Genomic DNA, 19,834 nt, shown 5'->3' with positions numbered 1-19,834 from the left:
ATTCACAAACTAATGAAAAAACTTTTCAGAAATTTGAATTTGTCGCTTGCGCAGCGTGCACTTTATCGTAATATAGCGAACATCGAAAACGGAGACGGCAAAAGAGCCGTTTACCGAGGAAAAGGTACCGTTTGCGATATTTGAATTGCGCCCGGCGATACGTGAAAGGAGAGGCAGATGCAGTTCGTAAAGATCATCACCACTGCAGACAATGCCATCCGACGCCAGCGCGCAATTTCCCGACGACGATAACAATCGTCTCTGTCCCCATGGGGCGCAATGCCTCAACAGAGTCATTTTGAGGTCGTTGGGTTTAAGCACGACATAGCCGCATGTTTCTAGGGCATGCCTGTGATGCAATCTGCTGAATAACCTGATATTGCACGGTTTTTGACCTCAAGGTGACTTGCAACTGACCGATGTTCTAACTAGCTACCAAGGGCGAAAGGAAACAGCCATGAGCAAGGAAAAAGTCGTTCTCGCATATTCCGGTGGTCTTGATACATCCGTATGTGTCAAGTGGCTCCAGGACGAGAAGAATCTCGACGTCGTTTGCGTCTGCGGCAACGTGGGCCAGGAGGAGACCGGCCTGGATGCCAAAAAGCAGAAGGCGCTCGACTTGGGCGTTCTCGATTGCCAGGTGCTCGACCTGCGCGACGAGTTCTCCGATGAGTTCCTGACCAAAGCCATCGCAGCAAACTCCATGTATGAGAACAAGTATCCGCTGCTCTCCGCCCTGTCTCGCCCGCTGCTTGCCAAGAAGCTTGTTGAGGTCGCCCACGAGTTTGGCGCGACCTACGTCGCCCACGGCTGCACCGGCAAGGGTAACGACCAGGTCCGTTTTGAGGCCGCCGTCAAGGCCCTCGACCCCGAGCTTAAGGTTATCGCCCCGGTTCGCGAGTGGGACCTGAAGTGCCGTCCCGACGAGGTCGCCTATGCCCACGCCCACAACGTGCCGGTTCCCGAGGGCGCCAACGACAACCCCTACTCCATCGACGACAACCTGTGGGGTCGTGCCATTGAGTGCGGTCACCTGGAGGATCCCTGGAACGAGCCGCTCGACGACGCTTGGGTTATGACCAAGAATCCCGAGGACACGCCGGACACCCCGACCTACACCGAGATTGAGTTTGAGGCCGGCAAGCCCGTCGCCGTCGACGGCAAGAAGATGAAGCTCTCCGAGATCGTCATCGCTCTCAACAAGATCTCCGGCGACAATGGCTTTGGCCGCCTCGATCTGGTCGAGGATCGTCTGGTGGGCCTCAAGAGCCGTGAGTGCTATGAGGTTCCCGGAGCCCTGACGCTCATCACCGCCCACAAGGCGCTCGAGGACATCTGCGTCGAGGGCGACCTGCTCAAGACCAAGATCAAGCTCGAGCAGGATTGGGCCACCGCCGTGTACAACGGCCAGTGGTACAGCCCGCTCAAAAACGCGCTCGATGCCTTTATGGCCGATACCCAGAAGTTCGTGACCGGCACTGTCCGTCTGAAGTTCTTTAAGGGCAACTGCCATGTCGTCGGCCGCAAGAGCCCCTTCAGCCTCTACGACTACGGTCTGGCTACCTACGACCGCGACACCACGTTTGACGAGAAGGCCAGCGCCGGCTTTATCGAGATCGATACGCTGTCGCTCAAGACGTGGGCAAAGGTCCAGGGCCTCAGCTCTGCTGCCGCCCAGGCCTAGCGCCTCCTTCCCTTGGTATCCGCGCGGCCCATCCGCGTGATACATAACGGGCGCACGGGGTCCCTACCTTTCGTTATGCTTGCTGACACTTCTTAACATCGGTGGCCCCTACGTTCCGCCCGCATATATGATGCCGCGTCTGCGGCTGAGTCCGAGCCCCGCCGGGGTTGTCCGGCGGGGCTCCTTCTATCAATTTGGCGGCTCTGCGCCTATATATATGAGGAGTATCCATTATGTTCAATGCTATCGCGCATGCTTTACTTGCCCTCGCGCCCGAGTTCGATGCTGCAAGGGTCGAGGACGTCCCTATGAGCCTGAAGGCCTGGATCGATGGTTCGCAGGGCAACATCCGGAGGGAGACGTTGGGCGCCAAGTGCATGGCGCGTCACTTCTTTGCAAATTAGCTACATGGCTCCGCACACGGTGGGGAATGTGTAAAACTAGCGGTTGAAAAATCGCTTTAGCGATATGGCGCATTGCTTTGGGCGCTTGTTTTGGTATTTGGAGAAAGGGGACGGTTCCATGGTTCTTTGGGGCGGTCGTTTTGAGGCAGGCGTGGCCGAGGTCACGCAGGAGTTTGGCGCGTCGCTGCCGGTCGACAAACATCTCTATAAGCAGGATATCGCCGGCTCTAAGGCGCATGCCAAAATGCTGGCGGCCCAGGGCATCATCAGTGCCGAGGACGAGCAGGCGATTGCCAAGGGCCTGACCGGAATCGAACAGGATATCGATGCCGGCAACTTCACCTTCGACATCAACGACGAAGACATTCATATGTCCATCGAGAGCGAGCTGACGCGTCGCATCGGCGAGGCCGGTAAGCGCTTGCATACCGGACGTTCGCGCAACGACCAGGTGGCGACCGACACGCGCCTGGGCGTCAAGGCGCTGGCCAAGGAGCTCATGGAGGCCAATCTTGAGCTGCGCCATGTGCTGGTGGATGCGGCTAAGAAGTACGACAAGGTAATTCTGCCGGGCTACACGCACATGCAGCACGCTCAGCCCGTGCTGCTGTCGCATCATCTGCTGGCGTATTCCTGGATGTTCGCGCGCGACTTTACGCGCCTGAAGGCAGCCTTTGATGCCGCCGACAACTGCCCGCTGGGTGCTGCCGCACTTGCCGGCACGAGCTATCCGCTCGATCGTCAGATGACGGCTGCCGAACTTGGCTTTGCGGGTGTGATTCCCAACTCGCTCGATGCGGTTTCCGACCGCGATTTCCTGCTCGATCTGCATTACGCCGGCTCAGTCATGGCCATGCATCTGTCGCGCCTTTCCGAGGAGATCGTGCTGTGGTCGAGCTCCGAATTTGGCTTTATTACGCTTTCCGACTCGTACTCCACCGGCTCGTCCATCATGCCGCAGAAGAAGAATCCCGACTTTGCCGAGCTTATCCGCGGCAAGAGCGGCCGTGTGTATGGCAACCTGGTGCAGCTGCTCGTGACCATGAAGGGCTTGCCGCTCGCTTATAACAAGGACTTGCAGGAGGACAAGGAGGGCGCGCTCGATACCGCCCATACGCTCATGCAGTGCCTGTCGGTTATGGCCGGTATGATTTCGACTTGGACCGTCAACGAGGACGCCATGGCGCGCGAGTGCGGCGTGGGACACCTTGCCGCCACCGATGTTGCCGATTACCTGGCTAAGCGTGGTCTGCCGTTCCGCGAGGCACATGCCGTGGTGGGCCATCTGGTCCTGATGTGTGAGAAGCGCGGCTGCAATCTTGAGGACCTGCCGTTTGAGGTGTTCCAGGAGGCAAGCTCGCTCTTTGAGCACGACATTACCGAGGCGCTCGACATCCCGTCGATTGTCGCTGCACGCACGACCGAGGGCGGTACCGCCCCTGCCGCCGTTGCCGTGCAGCTGCAGCGTGCCGAGGCACAGCTCGTGGCCGACGAGGGCGTGTTTGGATCGCTGACCAAGGTCGTCGAGATGGGCCACGGGATAAAGTAAGGGTTTGGCCGAAGCTGTTTTTGCCATTTATTGAGGAATCATTTTTTGCTTTACGGACGTCTGCTGATGTGAGCGTCCGTATTTTGTTGCTATGGGGGAGGGGCTTGTCGAGAAGTTCTGTAGGACCTTTGGGCAGGTTGTGAAGGGGGTACGTTCGCGGGCGGCAACCGACCGTCTGCTCTGCTCGATGCGGTTGATGGGCAGTCGGATGGTACTCTAATCGAGCTTCGAAACAGAAGTGACACATATGGAACGCTTTAATAAATTGCAACGTTTCAATAAACAGCTTTTTGTTTAACTGCAGCTAAAACTCTGTTACGATGCAGTCCAGGCGGGTGCCGGAATGGGACTTGGGCACGCGCGAACCTACTTGAAAGGCTACCTTATGGCTATCGAGAAGACCTTCATCATGATTAAGCCCGACGCCGTGCGCGACCGCAAGATCGGCGAGATTGTTGCTCGCATCGAGCGCAGCGGCCTTGTCATCGAGCGCATGGAGATGACCACGCTCGAGCGCTCTACCGTCGAGGAGCACTACGCCCATCTGGCCGACAAGCCCTTCTTTGGCGGTCTCTGCGACTTTATGACGAGCGGTCCGGTTGTCAAGATGGTTGTTTCCGGTCTCTCCGCTGTTGCTAAGATGCGCACCCTCATGGGCGCTACTAATCCGCTTGACGCTGCTCCTGGTACCATCCGCGGCGACTTTGCCGTCGATGTCAACGCCAACGTGATCCACGGCTCCGACTGCCTGGAGAACGCCGAGATTGAGATCAAGCGCTTCTTTGGCTAAACCAGCTTTGACTCCTTAAAGCTGTTAGCGTGTGGCTTGGGCGCCGCGGAACTCCATCCGCGGCGCCCTTTTATTCCAAAATCTATGAAGGGGCCCGTTCGGTCATGAGTTCCGAGCGGGCCCCTGCTGTTAGCTTGTGGCACTGAGATGTTTAGGCCTCGTCGACGACCTTGAGGCCGCGCGTGTGGTCGATCTCGTTGAGGAGGTTAACGCGACGCTCGTGACGACCGCCCTCAAACTCGGCGTCGAGCCACTCGTCGACAATCATCTTGGCGAGCTCGGAGCCCACGACGCGGGCGCCAAAGGCGAGCACGTTGGTATTGTTGTGCATGCGGGAGAGCTTGGCGCTGAAGGGCTCGGAGCACACGACGGCGCGTACGCCCTCGACCTTGTTGGCAGCCAAGCTAATCCCGACACCGGTGCCACAGATGAGGATGCCCAGGTCGACGTCGCCGTTGGCAACGGCCTTACCCACCTTGTAGCCGGCGATGGGGTAGTCAAAGCTCTCGGAGGTGTCGGTGCCAAAGTTCACGACCTCGCAGCCGCGCTCCTTCAGGTGCTCGGAAATGATGTTCTTGAGCTCGACGGCGGCGTGGTCGTTACCGATACCGATCTTCATGGATGGTTCCTCTCTGGTCTGTGCGGCGCAAATGCTAAAGGTGTTTACCGCGTTCGACTGCATGATAGCGCGACTTTTGCGTAAACGCTCGGGCGTTTTTTGGTCAAACGCTTTAGCATGCAACAAGACCGGCTTCTCATGAATGAATGCTGTCAGTTTGTGCTTGAGCGCCGTCCGCCGGAACCATGGTTGCGGTTTTTGATGCATTGTTATCAAATAAAGGAACTAACCATTCTTGAGAGCCCAGCCCGTTATGCAAGCAGGAGATACCTATGCCTACCGATTCCATCCGTGATGCCGCGTTTTGCGATGTTTTGAACCGCGAGCTTGTCTGCGCACTCGGCTGTACCGAGCCCATTGCCGTTGCCTATGCAGCAGCGCTGGCGAGCCAGACGCTCGGTTGCGAACCCGATCATATGGATGTCGCCTGCTCGGGCAACATCATCAAGAACGTCAAGAGCGTGACCGTGCCCAACTCGGGCGGTATGCACGGTATTGAAGCCGCGGCCGTGCTGGGTGCCGTGGGCGGCGACGCTAAGAGTGCTCTCGAGGTGCTCGAGAGCGTTGACGATGAAGACCGTGCTCGCGTGACCGAGCTCCTCGCCGACGCCGGCTACTGCGATGTGTCGCTTGTCGAGGGTGTGCCCAACCTCTACATCAAGGTGACTGCGACGGCCGGGGGCCATACCGCGGTCGTCGAGATTACCGACCACCACACCAATGTCACGTGCCATACCCTCGACGGTATTCCGGTGTGCGGCAAGTCGGCGGGGGAGTGTGCCGCCTGCGCCGAGCGCGTCGTGGCCGAGCGGGCGGCAGATAACGCCGATACGCCCATGTCGATTGAGACCATCATCGACTTTATCGAGGACGGTGACATTGAGGACGCCTGCGCTGCCGTTGAGCGTCAGATTGAGCTGAACGGTGCGATCAGTGCCGAGGGCCTGGCGCACGCTTGGGGCGCCGAGGTTGGCCGTACGCTGTTGGGCGCTCGTGCCGATGACGTCGCCTGCCGTGCCCGTGCCCGTGCAGCCGCCGGGTCCGACGCCCGCATGAACGGCTGCGCGCTGCCGGTCGCCATCGTGTGCGGCTCGGGCAATCAGGGCATTACCTGCGCGCTGCCTGTTATGGAGTATGCCGAGTATTTGCGCTGCGACCATGATCGCCTGGTTCGCGCCGTGATGCTGTCCGATCTGATCGCCGTGCATATCAAGAGCTATATTGGTGCGCTCTCGGCGTTTTGCGGTGCTATTTGCGCCGCATGCGGTGCCGGTGCCGCGATTACCTGGCTGTGCGGTGGCACGCGTGAGCAGATTGGCGCGACGGTCTCGAACACGCTCGGCAACGTGGGCGGCATCGTGTGCGATGGCGCCAAGGCGAGTTGCGCGGCTAAGATTTCGGCAGCCGTGGACGCTGCGATTCTGGGCCACGATATGGCTATGCAGGGCCGTGGCTTCCGTGCCGGCGAGGGCCTGATCCAGGATACCGTCGAGCAGACGATCGCCAGCATGGGCTACGTGGGCCGTGTGGGTATGAAGGATACCGACGTCGAGATCCTCAACATCATGATCGGCAAAACCCAGGTCTGTTAAGACAGTTCGTCGGCTACTTGGTGTTCGTAGAAGGCTTCTACTACGGCGTTAAAGTCGCGGGCGAAGTCTTCCATGGTTCCGCGCCAGGTGGCTCGGCTGGGCTTGCCTTGGCCCACAAAGGCGGTTTGGATGCCGCAATCGGGGGACGGGAAGTCGCGCTTGGGATCGTTGCCCACCATAAGGACCTCGTGCGGCTCGAGCCCCATCACCTGAAGCTGCTCTAGATAGTAGGTGGCATCGGGCTTGCAGCGGGTGGTGTTTCCCATGTGCGTGACGAGCTCAAAGGGAACATCGGCCAGGTCGCCCCAGCCCATGCGGCACTCGATGGCCCCCTGGGGAAAGCTGGGGTTGGTAAAGAGCGCGCAACGCAGTCCAGCGTCCTGTACGGCCTGGAGCGCGGCGTGCGCGCCCGGCATGGCGTGGGCGTTAATGACATCGTCGTTCTTGTACGGAAGAACTTCGCGATCATAGTAGGTAAACGCCTCGTAGATGAGGGGATCGGAGAGGCAGATGCCGCATCGGCGCTCGACCTCGGTGCGGTAAAACTCAAGATTGGTGCGGTTGTCCGTGCCGCTTCGGCGGTTGGCGTTGAGGTCGACCAGGATGGTGCCGAGGCGTGCCATCGTGCCACCACGGCTGCGGCGGCCGATATCCGCGAGCATCGAAGAGACATCCTTAAAATAGCGAAGGATGAACGCGTTGAGGTTGATGCTGAGAAGCGTCTCGTCCATATCGAAAACGACTGCTTTGAGCACGCGGGCACCTTTCTCGAAAAATCGATCTAGAGTTGTTGGCTCCGGATACTTTACCCCAAAGCCGAATGCCTGGCTGGTTATCGTCAAGTTGCGGAGACGTGTGTTCATAAGATTACGAAAAAGTCTCCACACGAGTAAAAAATCGCAGTTCACGCTTGAAATCGAAATGATTTCCCCGTAACCTATACGAACGTGATTGCATAAGCGTCACATTAGTATCTGTCGGCTCCCGAGTGTTCCTAAACGTTGTGTGCTTGTCGCACCCTTCTGTAGGTCCTAGCAATCGGGGCCCCGTAGTTCGAAAGGGGTCCACCTTTGAGTGAGATTCAGAACTCGTCCATTTTCTCTCTTGACGATGTCAACGAGGAGGAGATGAACAACCTCATCGACGGTACGATTACCGACTTTGATGAGGGCGATCTCGTTAACGGCACTGTCGTTAAGATCGAGCATGACGAGGTGCTCGTTGACATCGGATTCAAGTCCGAGGGCGTTATCCCGGTCCGCGAGCTGTCCATCCGCAAGGACGCTAACCCTGCAGACATCGTTGCACTCGGTGATCCCATCGAGGCTCTGGTTCTCCAGAAGGAGGACAAGGACGGCCGTCTGGTCCTGTCCAAGAAGCGTGCCGAGTACGAGCGTGCTTGGAACCGCATCGAGGAGAAGTTCAACTCCGGCGAGAACGTCGAGGGCGAGGTTATCGAGGTTGTCAAGGGCGGCCTGATCCTCGACATCGGCCTGCGTGGCTTCCTGCCCGCTTCCCTCGTCGACCTCCGTCGTGTCAAGGACCTCACCTCCTACATGGGCACCCGCATCGAGGCCCGCGTCATCGAGATGGACCGCAACCGCAACAACGTCGTCCTCTCCCGTCGCGTCGTGCTCGAGGAGTCCCGTAAGGCCGAGCGCTCCGAGATCCTGTCCAAGCTCAAGTCTGGCATGCGTCTCCAGGGCACCGTTTCCTCCATCGTCGACTTCGGCGCCTTCGTCGACCTCGGCGGTATCGACGGCCTCATCCACATCTCCGAGCTCTCCTGGAACCACGTCAACCATCCTTCCGAGGTTGTCAAGGTCGGCCAGGAGGTCGAGGTCGAGGTTCTCGACGTCGATCTCAACCGCGAGCGCATCTCCCTGGGTCTCAAGCAGACCACCGAGGATCCGTGGCGTGCACTGGTCAAGAAGTACCCCGTCGGCGCTATCGTCGAGGGCACTGTGACCAAGCTTGTCCCGTTCGGCGCTTTCGTCGACCTGGGCGAGGGCATCGAGGGCCTGGTGCACATCTCCGAGATGGCCAACAAGCACGTCGATCAGCCTTCTCAGGTCACCCATGTGGGCGACAAGGTTCAGGTCAAGGTCATGGAGATCGACCTCGACCGTCGTCGTATCTCCCTGTCCATGAAGTCTGCTGCTGAGACTCTGGGCGTCGAGATCGAGGTTACCCCGCTGCCTTCCGAGAAGAAGGACGAGGAGACCGACGCCGAGTAAATCGGTTTGACGATCACTTGTTTTAAGATCACTTGTTTTAAGGGATCCGTCCGCAATGGACGGGTCCCTTTTTGCATTTGTTGCTGAGGTACGCGATGCTGCCCGTGCGCGATGCTGCCCTGGCTGTTCGCAGACTATTGGGTTGTCGGTGCATGAAAAATGCCGACATCCCGCCTCGGGGAGGAGGCGGGAACGCACCGAGTAGACGGAGGGGTGCGGAGCGCGGTCGCGTCTCGACTGACGACGTTGCCCATCAACAACCCTATTGTACTGCATAGCGCGGTTCTTGGTTTATCGTGTCGAACGCTTGTGTTGTGCCATTGCCTGCGGCAACGGTGTGCTACACTCTTGCACTGCTGAGTGGGCCAGACGGTCGCGCGATGTGCTGCTTGCAGCACGCGTGAGGAAAGTCCGGGCTCCAGAGGGCGGGATGCCGGCTAACGGCCGGGCGGAGTGATCCGACGGAAAGCGCCGCAGAAAAGAAGACTCCCACCTGCGCCGCAAGGCGTAAAGGGAAAAGCTGAAACGGTGGTGTAAGAGACCACCAGCGTCGTGGCAACACGGCGGCTTGGCAAGCCCCATCCGGAGCAAGCGCGAATAGGAACGCTATGGGCCGGCCCGGTCCGCGTTCGGGTAGCGTGCGTGGAGCTGCATGGTAACGTGCAGACAAGATAAATGACCGTTCACGACAGAACCCGGCTTATCGGCCCACTCGGCACTTTGTTGACGCTGCGAACCCGTCAGCGCGGCAATCTGCCTTTCAAGCCTTCGGGCATGACCATAAGGTCAATGCCCTCGGCTTTCAAGGCACCTTGCTCGCGCTGACGGGTTCTCGCTTTCGTTGACGGAATCATCGGCGTTGTCATTCTTTTTACTAGGGTTATCGTATTATTGAGGCTGTTTGTTGCTGCGCTTTATTTTGTTGAGGGGCTTTGTTGGACAGCTATTTTACTTTGCAATCGAATATTGAGGCTACGGGCGAGTTCGTTGACCGCAAGAGCCGGTTTATTGCCCAGCTGGTCCATATTGAGTCCGAGGATGAGGCGAATGCCTTTATCGAGATGGTTCGCAAGCGTCATTATGACGCTCGGCATAATGTTCCCGCGTGGATTTTGGTCGATGGACGCGAGCGCCAGAGCGATGATGGTGAGCCGAGCCGCACGAGCGGTATGCCGACGCTCGAGGTGCTGCGTGGCGCGGGGCTCAAAAATGTTTGCTGCGTAGTGACGCGCTATTTTGGTGGCACGCTGTTGGGGCCTGGTGGCTTGGTGCGCGCCTATACCGCGGCGACGCAGACGGCGGTGGCCGCGGCTCAGGAGGCCGGGCAGATCGTCGAGATGACAAGCGTCGTGCCGGTTGACGTGTATGTGGCCTATCCACAGTATGAGCAGGTGCTTCGCTTGGCCCAGGATTCGGGTGCCAAGGTTTCGGATACCGATTACGCGGATACCGTTACACTTCACTTGGTGTTTAAGGCGGGGGAGCAGGAGCCATTTTGCGCCAAGATGCGCGAGCTTATGGCGGGACGCGAGGAGATCGAGGTCGGCGCTCCCGAATTTGCCGAGTTCTGACGGCGACGGCCGGCGTGCTTTTGGATGGATCCCAAGCGCGCCGGCCGTCGTTTTATGTTGATGCCGTCTACTCGGCGAGCTGCTTTAGCACATCGCAGGCGATCTCGATGGCATCGTCGATGCAACCGGGGCAGCTGCGGAGCGGACCCTTATCCGATCCGATGCCCTTGAGCGTGCCGCAGACGGTCGTCGTGTTCTTCTCGCCAAAACGCTTGGCGATTTCGCGCGACAGCTTGTAGGTCTGGCCCTTGGTCTTGGGGTTTTCCATGCCGTCGCTCATCACGAAGCCCATGATGGCCACGGCGCCCGAGATGGCGCCGCAGGTTTCGGTCATGCCGCCCATGCCGGCGCCAAAGCCCTCGGTGAGGGTAAAGGCGATCTGAGGGTCGAGTCCGACGGCAGGTGCGAGCGCGCAGGCGACGGCCTGCGCGCAGTTAAAGCCACGGGCGTGGTATTCGGCAGCTTGAGCCTGACAGGCGGTGATGTCGAGCTGGGCCGTATCGATTTGCTTCATCGTTGTCTCCTTGGTCACGGTGTACCCGCTTATGGTACCCGTGACGGTGCGTGTAATCATCGAGAGCTTCATGGATGCCTCATTTTTATCTATCGAGCAAATGTCCAAGGCTTGAGATAAATGCCCCGGATCAATTTGTCCCATAACCTACCTTGTGGATGGGTTGAGAGGGGTGCGGGGTAGCGGTATCGTGAACCGAATAAAACGTAACCCAGGCAAGGGAGCAAGATATGAGCGAGCAGACCATCGGTACCACATGTGTTCAGGGCGGCTATCACCCGGGAGATGCGGAGCCGCGCCAGGTGCCCATCTACCAGTCCACCACGTGGAAGTACGACACGTCGGAGCACATGGGCAAGCTGTTTGACCTAGAGGAGTCGGGCTATTTCTACAGCCGTCTGCAGAACCCTACGTGCGATTTGGTTGCCGCCAAGATCTGCGAGATGGAGGGCGGCACTGCCGCGATGCTCACGAGCTCGGGCATGGCGGCGAATTTCCTCGCGATCTTTAACGTAGCCGGTGCCGGCGATCACGTGGTCGCGAGCTCTGCCATCTACGGCGGTACCTACAACCTGCTCGCCCATACTATGGAGCGCATGGGTCTGACCTGCACGTTTGTTGCTCCCGACTGCACCGACGAGGAGCTCGAGGCAGCCTTTGAACCCAATACTAAGCTCGTCTTTGGCGAGACGATCGCCAACCCCGCCCTTGCCGTGCTCGATATTGAGCGCTTTGCCAAGGCCGCGCACGACCACGGCGTACCGCTGATGGTCGACAACACCTTCCCGACGCCCGTGATGTGCCGTCCCTTTGAGTGGGGCGCCGACATCGTCACGCACTCCACTACTAAGTACATGGATGGCCATGCGGCCTACCTGGGTGGCGTGATCGTCGATCATGGCCAGTTTGACTGGATGGCCCATGCGGACAAGTTCCCGGGTCTTACCACGCCCGATGAGAGCTACCACGGCGTGACCTATGCCGAGAAGTTCGGTCGCGAGGGTGCCTTCATTACCAAGGCAACCGCTCAGCTTATGCGCGATCTTGGTCCCATGCAGAACCCGCATGCGGCGTTTTTCTTGAACAGCTCGCTCGAGAGCCTGCATGTGCGCATGCCGCGTCATTGTGAGAACGGCCTGGCCGTTGCCAAGTTCCTGCAGAGTCATCCCAAGGTACGCTTCGTGAGCTATCCGGGCCTGGAGGGCGACAAGTACTATGATCTCGCTCAGAAGTACATGCCCAACGGTACCTGCGGCGTTGTGAGCTTTGGCTTTAACGGTGGCCGTGCGGCGGCCGAGACCTTTATGAAGAGCCTCAAGCTCGCCCAGATCGCCACGCACGTGGCCGACGCCCGCACTTGCTGCCTGCATCCCGCTAATGCCACGCATCGCCAGATGAACGATGAGGAACTCATTGCCTGTGGCATTTCCGCCGACATGGTGCGCTTGTCGTGCGGCCTCGAGGACACGGCCGATCTGATTGCCGACCTTGAGCAGGCACTCGAGCAGTGCTAGGCTAGCGTGCGTGCGAGGCGTGGGATGGCTTTTCGGCTGACGACGTCCTCATAGTTCCGATTCCGTAGGCGGGACCCCGATCGTGTCCGTTTGTAGGCGATTGGGGTCCCGTTTTTGCGTTGCACGATAGAAAGGATATACATGGAGAAAACTGCCGAGCAGCTGCGCCGCGAACACATTGCCCTAGAGGGCGACACCCACGGTAAGAATAAATGGGCGATTCTGTTCACCGTGCTCGTCATGACCTTTATGGCGTGTCTGGATGCGAGCATCGTGACGGTGGCGCTCCCAGTGATGCAAAAGGAGCTGGGGGTGGGTCTCGACCGCATTCAGCTCGTGAGCTCGGTGTATCTGCTCGCGACGTGCGTCGCCATGCTGCCGTTTGGCCGCTTGGGTGATGTGCGCGGCAAGGTGAATGTGTTCCAGCTTGGTGTAATCGTCTTTACGGGTGGCTCGTTGCTTTGCGGGCTTTCGGCTTCGCTCGAGGTGCTTATCTTGGCGCGTTTCGTGCAGGGCATTGGCTGTGCCGCCGCGATGGCCAACAATATGGGCATCATCACCGAGTCGTTTCCGGCGCGTGAGCGCGGCCGTGCCATGGGCATTCTGGCGACCTTTGTGGCTCTTGGCATGATGTGCGGCCCCGTGCTCGGCGGCGTGCTGGTGGCGAGCTTTCCCTGGGAGAGCATCTTCCTTATCAATCTGCCCATTGGCGTAATCTCGTTTATCGTGGGACTCTATACGCTGCCGCATGTGAAGCCGGAGGCTGGCGAACGCCCTATGCCGTTGACAGAGGCGGCGCGTCGCTGCTTTGCGAGCTCGGCTTTCACGATTAACCTGGCTTGCATGCTTATCGTGTTCGTGGGTATCGGTGCCTCCGAGTTTGTGCTGCCGTTCTACTTTCAGGATGCCCACGGCTTTAGCTCCGATATCTCCGGCCTGTTGTTTTTGGCGATGCCGGTCGTGAATGCCTTTGTGGGCCCGCTTTCGGGCTCGGTGTCCGACAGTGTTGGTTGTGAAGCGCCCACGGCCGTTGGCCTGGGCGTGTACGTGTGCGGTCTCTTTGCGGTGAGCACGCTTGACGAGCACTCTTCCGTCTTGATGATTGTGTGCTGCGTCGCGTTTATGTCGTGCGGCACGTCGATCTTCCAGAGTCCCAATAATTCGCTGTATATGGGTTCGGCTCCGCGTGAGGCGCTTGGCTTTGCGGGCAGCTTGAGCAGCTTGGCGCGCTATGCGGGCATAGCGCTGGGTATTACGGCGGCGTCGCGCATCCTGTATGGACAGACGAGCGCGGCGATGGGCAAGACGGTCACGAGCTATGTGGCGGGTCGTCCGGACGTGTTCCTCTTTGGCTTCCGTTTGGTATTCTACGTGCTGATGGCCGTTGCTACCGTGGGCTTTGCGCTCACATTGGTACGTTTGGTGAGGATGCGCGCCCGTCATTAGCGTGTAGTGGCAGGCTTGCCACGAATCGGACCTATCTACTGGTCTTGCAGCTTTATGGTGCGATGTGGCTTGTGGGGCGGGCGGGGGTCGGTCCGTGGTAGACTATCGAACAACGTTTATTAATCGCGCGGTATCGTTGCCGCGAGAAGGGGTTGCGCCATGCAGGAGCTTGAGGATCGTATTCGCCATGACGGCATCGTAAAGGCCGGTAATGTCCTTAAGGTTGATGCCTTCCTCAACCACCAGTGCGACGTTGAGCTGTTCGACCACATGGGTGCCGAGTGGGCCCGTCTGTTCGAGGGTGTCGAGATCAACAAGATCCTGACGATCGAGGCTTCGGGCATTGGCATGGCTTGCATCGCAGCTCAGCATTTTGGCGGCGTGCCGGTGGTCTTTGCCAAGAAGGCACAGTCCATCAACCTCGACGGCGAGCAGTATGCCACGACCATCTACTCCTTTACCAAGCAGAAGGAGTACCCGGTTATCGTGGGCAAGCGCTTCTTGTCCGAGGGCGACAAGGTCCTGATTATCGACGACTTTTTGGCCAACGGCTGCGCGCTTGAGGGTCTCATCAAGATCTGTGAGGCTGCGGGCGCCGAGGTTGCCGGCATAGGCATTGCCGTGGAGAAGGGCTTCCAGGGCGGTGGCGATAAGCTCCGCGAGCGCGGCTTCCGCGTTGAGAGCCTGGCCCGTATCGCCGAAATGGACTGCGAGAACGGCGAGATCACGTTCGCCTAGGCGCGCAGCACAAGCGATTGGTATGCGATGTGACAAAGGGACTGTCCCTTTGTCACATTTTTTGTATGAGGGGAGGTTTTGATATGGATGAGAACAAGATGGGATGGCGCGAGTATGCGCGCTATGCCGAGATGTCGGTCGAGGAGTTGGCACGCGATTGCGCGGTACAGGTGTTTCGCGCGACGGGTCCGGGCGGACAGGGCGTGAACACGACGGACTCGGCGGTACGCATGAAGCATGGGCCCACGGGGATTGTCGTGACGGCGCGTGAGAGCCGCAGTCAGTTTCAGAATCGCAGCTGCTGTCTGCGTAAGCTGAGGGCAGAGCTTGAGCGTCGCGGGCGTCCACCGCGCCGACGCGTCAAGACCAAGGTGCCTCAGCGATCGCGCCAGCGCAGGCTTAACGACAAGCACTTCAACGCGATTAAAAAGGCCAACCGTCGCAAGCCGGGCGGGGAGGAATGATCCCCTCAATACGTTGCGGTGAAATAGGGACTGTTTTGGGGGTGCGGCTGCATAAACAGTCCCTATTTCACCGCAACTTAGGGATGGCTAGTGGGTGGGGCGCCAGACGTGGAGGGCTCCGCCGAGGACGTCGACCTCGATGCGCGAGGCGACGATGGGCTCGCCGTCGGCCTGAATGGGGTAGTCGGGCTCCTCAAAGGTGAGCGCGGCGTGACGGCAACGACGCATGCGAACCGGCGGCAACTTGGTATGGTGGCCGTCCTTGGCCGAAAGGAACATAGGCAGGGCTACCGCGCGAGGGACGGGGCCGCAGGCGTAGCAGACGTCGAGCATGCCGTCGCAGGGGTCGGCGTCGGGACAGATGCGATAGCCCGAACCATAGGTGGGTCCCAGCTGGATGGCCATGATAATCGCGCGCACGCGCTCGGCGGGCGCGCCATCAAAGCTGATGGTCATGGGGTAGTTGCGGTAGCGCAGACCAAACTGCTCAAGTCCCGAGAGGGTGTAGAGCGGAGCGCCCGTCAAGCCGGTCTTTTTGCGCAGCTCGGTGGTGCCCAGGCCAATGGCGGCATCGATGCCGACCGAAAGCGTCTGATCGTAGTACTCAACGGCAGCCTCGCCGCTGCCGCTCGCAGGGCTCCACGAGCGAATGCGCCCGATGTCCTGACGCTGCAGCTCGCAGGTGAGCAGCGCGCCAAAATCTTTGCCGGAGAAATCGTCGATGCCGAGCGTCTGGGCAAAATCGTTGCCGGAGCCCACGGGCAGGACGGCAAGAGCGGGGCGTGCGTCCTCCTTTTGCGTCATAAGCCCGTTGACGACCTCGTGGATTACGCCGTCACCGCCAAGCGCGATAACGGTGCGATAGCCCTGAGCCTGGGCGGCCAGCTCCTTGGCGTGTCCCATGCGCTCGGTCAGCACCAGGTCAAACTGGGATGCGCGTGCAGTCATGTCCAAAAAGCGCTGCAGGCGCTCAGCGACTTCGCGCGCCGCACCCGACTGGGCGGTGGGGTTGGCGATGATGAGCGTGCGACCAAAATCAGTTGCGTGCATGGGGCGACTCCTGGCGTATGACGTGACGGTGCGGTCGCGCTCAGGTCGAATTGCCCCCGATTGTGGCTGCACGGCGAATACTAACGTCTACTCTATCAGGTCGTTGTGGCGCTCGATAGCATCCGCTACCGTACCGCCCTCATCCACAATAAGCGAACGGCGCTTGGGTGAGATGATGCGCTGGGCGGGGTACACGCCGCGGTGTCCGCCGGTTAGGTAGCTGATAAAGGCCACGATGACAAAGAACCCGGCGGCTGTGCCGTGGAACAGGTCGATGGCCATCATGCAGGTGGTGATGGGCACGTTGAGGCCGGCGCAGAACACGCCGAGCATGCCGAGAGCCGCCAGAAAACTGGGGTCGAGCCCAGTAAGGCAACCGATCCAGCCACCGAGTGCCGCACCGATGCCAAACAGGGGCGTGACCTCGCCGCCTTGGAAGCCCGCGCCCAGGGTAAGCGCTGTGACGACCAACTTGATGACTGCGTCCGCCAGGGTGGTGTTGCCTGCAAATCCGGCGCCGGAAAGCCACGTGGAAAGGCCGGCGTAGTCCCAGGCGTCGAGGAGGGCATAGGCGGCCAAAACCACGAGTGCGCCTATAAGTGCGCGAATGAGGTAATTGGTGATAAAGCGACCGTACAGGTTCTTGACTGTTCGAACCGACCAGGCAAAGAGGCGTGCCGTCAGGCCGAAGATAATTGCGCTGATAACAACGATAACGACCGTTTTGGGCGTCATGTTGGGAACGTTGGCAATGACATTCGCTTCGTACTCGGTACCCAGGGCGAGTGATGTAAAGTAGCCGGTAAACGAGGCGACCAGGCAGTAGATGCCCGCGGTGTAGTCGATCTTGCCGATAAAGCACATCTCCATGCCAAAGAAAGCTCCGGCAAGGGGCGAACCGAATACGGCGCCAAAGGCCGACGAGATGCCGGCGAGCATGAGGTCGTGGTGGTCATGCTTTTTGAGGTGGGCGAGGTTCGAGATGTTGCTGGCGATGGTGCCGCCAATCTGCACCGCGGCTCCCTCGCGACCGGCCGATCCGCCCGTTAGGTGCGTGAGCGTGGAACAGACGAAGGTGAGGACGGCCATGCGCATATGGATGAGGCGTGTGCCCAGAGCGGAGTCGATGACCAGGTTGTTGCCACGCTTGGCGGCGAGGCCGTGGTTTTTGTACACCCATGCGGTGGCAACGCCCACAACGGGGAGCAGCGCGTAAATCCACTCATGGTGCTCGCGATAGTCGGTCGCGATATTCAGCGAGGCCAAAAACGCCCAAGCGGCAACGCCCATGGCGAGCGAGACGATAACTACGAGCACGAGCAGCTTGGCGCTCGCGAGTAGGTTGCGGGCGTTGCGGCGCGTGTCGGCAGCCAAGAGATGCTCGGAGCGGGTGAGCTGTTGCCTGCCTGCCATGATGACGTCGTTAAGGGAGAAAAGGCCGCCGTCGTCGAGCGGCTGGGAATGATCCTGCGCCTCGTTTGCGCTTTCGGGTTTGTCGGTAAAAGTCATACGTTCCTCTTTTGGGTTGCAACACGAGCATTATAAAACGCGGTAAACGCGACGAGCCGGTGGGTTGGTTTTGGTTTTGTTTCGCGGCTTGCGGCCGACAGATGTATTTGCGGGTACAGGCCAAGTCGCGGTCGCGCGTCGAGGGATTATACTGAGAGAAACATAAAGAATCGGCGCTTTTGTTGCGCGCCGCAGCATGCTAGAGGTGTATATGGTTGAGAAACTCATTCCGTTGGAGGACGCGCAGGCGATCGTCTTGTCGCACGTGAATCGCACCGAAGTTGTCGAGATTCCCGTGTGGCAGGCCGCCGGTCTTCCCTTGGCAGAGGACGCGGTGGCCGATATCGACATTTCGCCGTTTGCCAACAGCGCTATGGACGGATATGCCGTGCGCTCGGCGGACTTGGCGCAGGCATCTGGCGAGGCGCCGGTGACGCTCGACGTTGTCGGACACGAGGCCGCGGGCCATGTCTTTGAGGGCGTGGTCGGCGTGGGCGAGACGGTCCGCATCATGACGGGCGCGCCGGTACCCGAAGGTGCCGATGCCGTGGTGAAATACGAGATCGTCGAGGTGCTTGACGGCGACGGCAACGAGGGCTCGCACGTGAGCTTCTCGGCGCCTGCCAAGGTAGGGGAGAACGTTCGCTCTGCCGCCGAGGAGGCCCATGTCGGCGATGTTGTGATGCACGCCGGCGAGGTTGTGGCCCCGGCCGGCGCTGGCCTGCTGGCGAGCGCCGGGTATGCGAGCGTGAAGGTGCATGCCGCGCCGCGTGTGGGCATTATCTCGCTGGGCACGGAGCTGGTCGCGCCGGGTGAGCTGCCGGCGCGCGGGCAGATTCGCGACTCCAACTCGTCGGCGTTGATGGCCGAGGCACTCGATGCCGGCGCCGAGCCGGTGTTCTTTGGCATCGCTCCCGATGATGAGCAGGCAATCGCCGAGCTCGTGCATCGCGCCGTGCAGGAGTGCGATTTTGTCATTACGAGCGGCGGTGCCTCGGCGGGCGATTACGACTATGTGACGGCGCTCGTCCGGCGCGAGGGCGAGGTGCTCTTCGACCGCATCTCGATGCGTCCCGGCAAAGCCATCACGTTTGGCCTGCTTGGGGGCAAGCCGTATTTGGGGCTTTCGGGCAATCCCGCGGCGGCGTATGTGGGCTTTGAGATGCTCGCCCGCCCCGCGATCCGCAAGATGCGCGGCTTTGCCGAGGGTACGCGTCCCGTGCAGCAGGCGACGCTCACGCACGGCGTGAAAAAGCGACAGCATCGCCGCTTCTTCGATCGCGCCACGGTTTTGCGCGACCCCGAGACCGGTGAGCTGTTGGTGACCGAGGCCAAGACGCAGAATTCGGCGCTGCTCGGCACGATGCAGCGGGCTAACTGCCTGTTGCGTGTTGACGAAGGACCGTGCGACCTCAAGGTGGGCGATGTCGTGGACATTGTTCGCGTCGACCTGCCTGAGGGCGCCGTGTTGTAGGAGGAATACTATGGAGCTGAAGATATCGATCGTGACGTGTTCGGACACGCGCGATCTTGCCCAGGATGAGGCCGGAGCCGCACTCGAGGAACTTATCGAGGCGCAGGGCTGGACGGTCGCCTCACATGTGGTTGTGCGCGACGACGTCAGCGAGATCGGTGATGCCATTGTGGAAGCCGCCGATGAGTGCCACGCCAATGTCGTGCTCACCTGCGGCGGCACGGGGCTTTCGATGCGCGATGTGACGCCCGAGGCGACGCGTGCCGTTTGCGAGCGCGATGTGCCGGGTATTGCAGAGGCGATCCGTGCCTACTCCATGACCAAGACGCACCGCGCTATGCTCTCGCGCGCTATTTGCATGCAACGAGGTCATACACTTGTCGTAAACTTTCCCGGTTCTACGAAGGCCGCTCGCGAAAGCTGGGAGGCCATAGCGGACCAGCTGGAGCATGCGGCTCAGATGACAGCGGGCGGCGGACATACCAACTAAGCGGTTTACCTGCGGCGGAGCGACCTGAACGGCTGCTCCGCCTTTTATTTGCGCCCAAGGGGACGGCATTCTGTAGGCATGCTTGAAACTATATTCTCAGACGAGAATAATTTCTCATAATCATTATTCGCACCGAGGTTGATTTCCGATCTCAGCCGAACACATTGAGCAAATAGGCCATTCCCGCAG

At 59.8% G+C, this 19,834-nt stretch carries 17 protein-coding genes, 1 other RNA gene and 1 pseudogene; 14 read left to right on the top strand and 5 right to left on the bottom strand.

Annotation, left to right across the window (positions count from 1 at the left end):
• Window positions 1-457: 457 nt before the first annotated feature.
• The 4 genes from DW754_RS06080 (at window position 458) to ndk (ending at window position 4,427) form a co-directional block, all read left to right on the top strand.
• Window positions 458-1,684, top strand: coding sequence for an argininosuccinate synthase (locus tag DW754_RS06080; RefSeq protein ID WP_117758713.1), 1,227 nt, complete (start codon window positions 458-460; stop codon window positions 1,682-1,684).
• A 233-nt stretch (window positions 1,685-1,917) separates the two neighbouring features.
• Window positions 1,918-2,088 carry a hypothetical protein gene (locus tag DW754_RS10940; RefSeq protein ID WP_158550218.1) on the top strand — a complete coding sequence of 57 codons (171 nt, stop codon included), beginning with the start codon at window positions 1,918-1,920 and terminating at the stop codon, window positions 2,086-2,088.
• Window positions 2,089-2,206: 118 nt separating this feature from the next.
• The gene (argH, locus tag DW754_RS06075) at window positions 2,207-3,637 is read left to right on the top strand and encodes an argininosuccinate lyase (RefSeq protein WP_117758712.1); all 1,431 of its coding nucleotides are present in this window, start codon (window positions 2,207-2,209) and stop codon (window positions 3,635-3,637) included.
• 385 nt (window positions 3,638-4,022) lie between these two features.
• Complete coding sequence (gene ndk, locus DW754_RS06070) at window positions 4,023-4,427, top strand: nucleoside-diphosphate kinase (RefSeq protein ID WP_117758711.1); 405 nt, start codon at window positions 4,023-4,025, stop codon at window positions 4,425-4,427.
• A gap of 151 nt (window positions 4,428-4,578) precedes the next feature.
• On the opposite strand, the gene rpiB is transcribed toward ndk, so the two are convergent.
• Window positions 4,579-5,046 carry a ribose 5-phosphate isomerase B gene (rpiB, locus tag DW754_RS06065; RefSeq protein ID WP_006234151.1) on the bottom strand — a complete coding sequence of 156 codons (468 nt, stop codon included), beginning with the start codon at window positions 5,044-5,046 and terminating at the stop codon, window positions 4,579-4,581.
• A gap of 272 nt (window positions 5,047-5,318) precedes the next feature.
• Here rpiB and DW754_RS06060 point away from each other — a divergent pair, with 272 nt between their 5' ends.
• Window positions 5,319-6,638, top strand: a complete 1,320-nt coding sequence (locus DW754_RS06060) for a serine dehydratase subunit alpha family protein (RefSeq protein ID WP_117758710.1) — start codon at window positions 5,319-5,321, stop codon at window positions 6,636-6,638.
• Here the strand turns inward: DW754_RS06060 and DW754_RS06055 are convergent.
• Window positions 6,635-7,393: an HAD family hydrolase gene (locus tag DW754_RS06055; RefSeq protein WP_117758709.1), complete on the bottom strand. Its 759-nt coding sequence runs from the start codon at window positions 7,391-7,393 to the stop codon at window positions 6,635-6,637. The genes DW754_RS06060 and DW754_RS06055 overlap by 4 nt on opposite strands.
• 315 nt (window positions 7,394-7,708) lie before the next feature.
• On the opposite strand from DW754_RS06055, the gene rpsA reads away from it, so the two are divergent.
• The 3 genes from rpsA (at window position 7,709) to DW754_RS06040 (ending at window position 10,446) form a co-directional block, all read left to right on the top strand.
• Window positions 7,709-8,875, top strand: coding sequence for a 30S ribosomal protein S1 (rpsA, locus tag DW754_RS06050; protein WP_022095232.1), 1,167 nt, complete (start codon window positions 7,709-7,711; stop codon window positions 8,873-8,875).
• Between the two features lie 357 nt (window positions 8,876-9,232).
• Window positions 9,233-9,594: RNase P RNA component class A (rnpB, locus tag DW754_RS06045), an RNA gene on the top strand.
• A gap of 213 nt (window positions 9,595-9,807) precedes the next feature.
• Entirely contained in the window at window positions 9,808-10,446 is a 639-nt protein-coding gene (locus DW754_RS06040; protein ID WP_199411449.1) for a YigZ family protein, read from the top strand.
• 67 nt (window positions 10,447-10,513) lie between these two features.
• On the opposite strand, the gene DW754_RS06035 is transcribed toward DW754_RS06040, so the two are convergent.
• Window positions 10,514-10,960, bottom strand: a complete 447-nt coding sequence (locus tag DW754_RS06035; RefSeq protein WP_117758742.1) for a C-GCAxxG-C-C family protein — start codon at window positions 10,958-10,960, stop codon at window positions 10,514-10,516.
• A 230-nt stretch (window positions 10,961-11,190) separates the two neighbouring features.
• On the opposite strand from DW754_RS06035, the gene DW754_RS06030 reads away from it, so the two are divergent.
• From DW754_RS06030 to DW754_RS06015, 4 genes and pseudogenes are all read left to right on the top strand, one after another.
• Window positions 11,191-12,474: an O-acetylhomoserine aminocarboxypropyltransferase/cysteine synthase family protein gene (locus DW754_RS06030; protein ID WP_117758707.1), complete on the top strand. Its 1,284-nt coding sequence runs from the start codon at window positions 11,191-11,193 to the stop codon at window positions 12,472-12,474.
• A 141-nt stretch (window positions 12,475-12,615) separates the two neighbouring features.
• A complete protein-coding gene (locus tag DW754_RS06025; RefSeq protein ID WP_117758706.1) occupies window positions 12,616-13,920 on the top strand; it encodes an MFS transporter in 1,305 nt (434 codons plus the stop codon).
• A 159-nt stretch (window positions 13,921-14,079) separates the two neighbouring features.
• Window positions 14,080-14,658 carry a xanthine phosphoribosyltransferase gene (locus tag DW754_RS06020; protein ID WP_117758705.1) on the top strand — a complete coding sequence of 193 codons (579 nt, stop codon included), beginning with the start codon at window positions 14,080-14,082 and terminating at the stop codon, window positions 14,656-14,658.
• A gap of 152 nt (window positions 14,659-14,810) precedes the next feature.
• Window positions 14,811-15,122, top strand: a pseudogene (locus tag DW754_RS06015) (peptide chain release factor-like protein); the annotation flags it as partial.
• Window positions 15,123-15,209: 87 nt separating this feature from the next.
• On the opposite strand, the gene DW754_RS06010 reads toward DW754_RS06015, so the two are convergent.
• Complete coding sequence (locus tag DW754_RS06010; protein ID WP_117758704.1) at window positions 15,210-16,172, bottom strand: diacylglycerol kinase family protein; 963 nt, start codon at window positions 16,170-16,172, stop codon at window positions 15,210-15,212.
• An 87-nt stretch (window positions 16,173-16,259) separates the two neighbouring features.
• Window positions 16,260-17,681: a chloride channel protein gene (locus tag DW754_RS06005; RefSeq protein ID WP_199411446.1), complete on the bottom strand. Its 1,422-nt coding sequence runs from the start codon at window positions 17,679-17,681 to the stop codon at window positions 16,260-16,262.
• 211 nt (window positions 17,682-17,892) lie between these two features.
• Between DW754_RS06005 and glp the strand changes: the two genes are divergently transcribed.
• Window positions 17,893-19,155 carry a gephyrin-like molybdotransferase Glp gene (glp, locus tag DW754_RS06000; RefSeq protein ID WP_117758739.1) on the top strand — a complete coding sequence of 421 codons (1,263 nt, stop codon included), beginning with the start codon at window positions 17,893-17,895 and terminating at the stop codon, window positions 19,153-19,155.
• Between the two features lie 10 nt (window positions 19,156-19,165).
• The gene (locus tag DW754_RS05995) at window positions 19,166-19,645 is read left to right on the top strand and encodes a molybdenum cofactor biosynthesis protein B (RefSeq protein ID WP_117758703.1); all 480 of its coding nucleotides are present in this window, start codon (window positions 19,166-19,168) and stop codon (window positions 19,643-19,645) included.
• Window positions 19,646-19,834 lie beyond the last annotated feature (189 nt).

This window comes from Collinsella sp. AM29-10AC, assembly GCF_003469085.1.
Lineage (GTDB): Bacteria > Actinomycetota > Coriobacteriia > Coriobacteriales > Coriobacteriaceae > Collinsella.
The sequence above is the reverse complement of the archived record's forward strand: the minus strand, read 5'-3'. Positions and strand labels throughout refer to the sequence as shown.

What these genes read in the sequence shown, in the direction of transcription:
- DW754_RS05995 (WP_117758703.1), top strand. Translation starts at nt 19,166, where the DNA reads ATGGAGCTGAAGATATCGATCGTGACGTGTTCGGACACGCGCGATCTT.
- ndk (WP_117758711.1), top strand. Translation starts at nt 4,023, where the DNA reads ATGGCTATCGAGAAGACCTTCATCATGATTAAGCCCGACGCCGTGCGC.
- glp (WP_117758739.1), top strand. Translation starts at nt 17,893, where the DNA reads ATGGTTGAGAAACTCATTCCGTTGGAGGACGCGCAGGCGATCGTCTTG.
- DW754_RS06080 (WP_117758713.1), top strand. Translation starts at nt 458, where the DNA reads ATGAGCAAGGAAAAAGTCGTTCTCGCATATTCCGGTGGTCTTGATACA.
- DW754_RS06035 (WP_117758742.1), bottom strand. Translation starts at nt 10,960, where the DNA reads ATGAAGCAAATCGATACGGCCCAGCTCGACATCACCGCCTGTCAGGCT.
- rpiB (WP_006234151.1), bottom strand. Translation starts at nt 5,046, where the DNA reads ATGAAGATCGGTATCGGTAACGACCACGCCGCCGTCGAGCTCAAGAAC.
- DW754_RS06030 (WP_117758707.1), top strand. Translation starts at nt 11,191, where the DNA reads ATGAGCGAGCAGACCATCGGTACCACATGTGTTCAGGGCGGCTATCAC.
- DW754_RS06060 (WP_117758710.1), top strand. Translation starts at nt 5,319, where the DNA reads ATGCCTACCGATTCCATCCGTGATGCCGCGTTTTGCGATGTTTTGAAC.
- DW754_RS06005 (WP_199411446.1), bottom strand. Translation starts at nt 17,681, where the DNA reads ATGACTTTTACCGACAAACCCGAAAGCGCAAACGAGGCGCAGGATCAT.
- argH (WP_117758712.1), top strand. Translation starts at nt 2,207, where the DNA reads ATGGTTCTTTGGGGCGGTCGTTTTGAGGCAGGCGTGGCCGAGGTCACG.
- DW754_RS06025 (WP_117758706.1), top strand. Translation starts at nt 12,616, where the DNA reads ATGGAGAAAACTGCCGAGCAGCTGCGCCGCGAACACATTGCCCTAGAG.
- DW754_RS06020 (WP_117758705.1), top strand. Translation starts at nt 14,080, where the DNA reads ATGCAGGAGCTTGAGGATCGTATTCGCCATGACGGCATCGTAAAGGCC.
- DW754_RS06010 (WP_117758704.1), bottom strand. Translation starts at nt 16,172, where the DNA reads ATGCACGCAACTGATTTTGGTCGCACGCTCATCATCGCCAACCCCACC.
- DW754_RS10940 (WP_158550218.1), top strand. Translation starts at nt 1,918, where the DNA reads ATGTTCAATGCTATCGCGCATGCTTTACTTGCCCTCGCGCCCGAGTTC.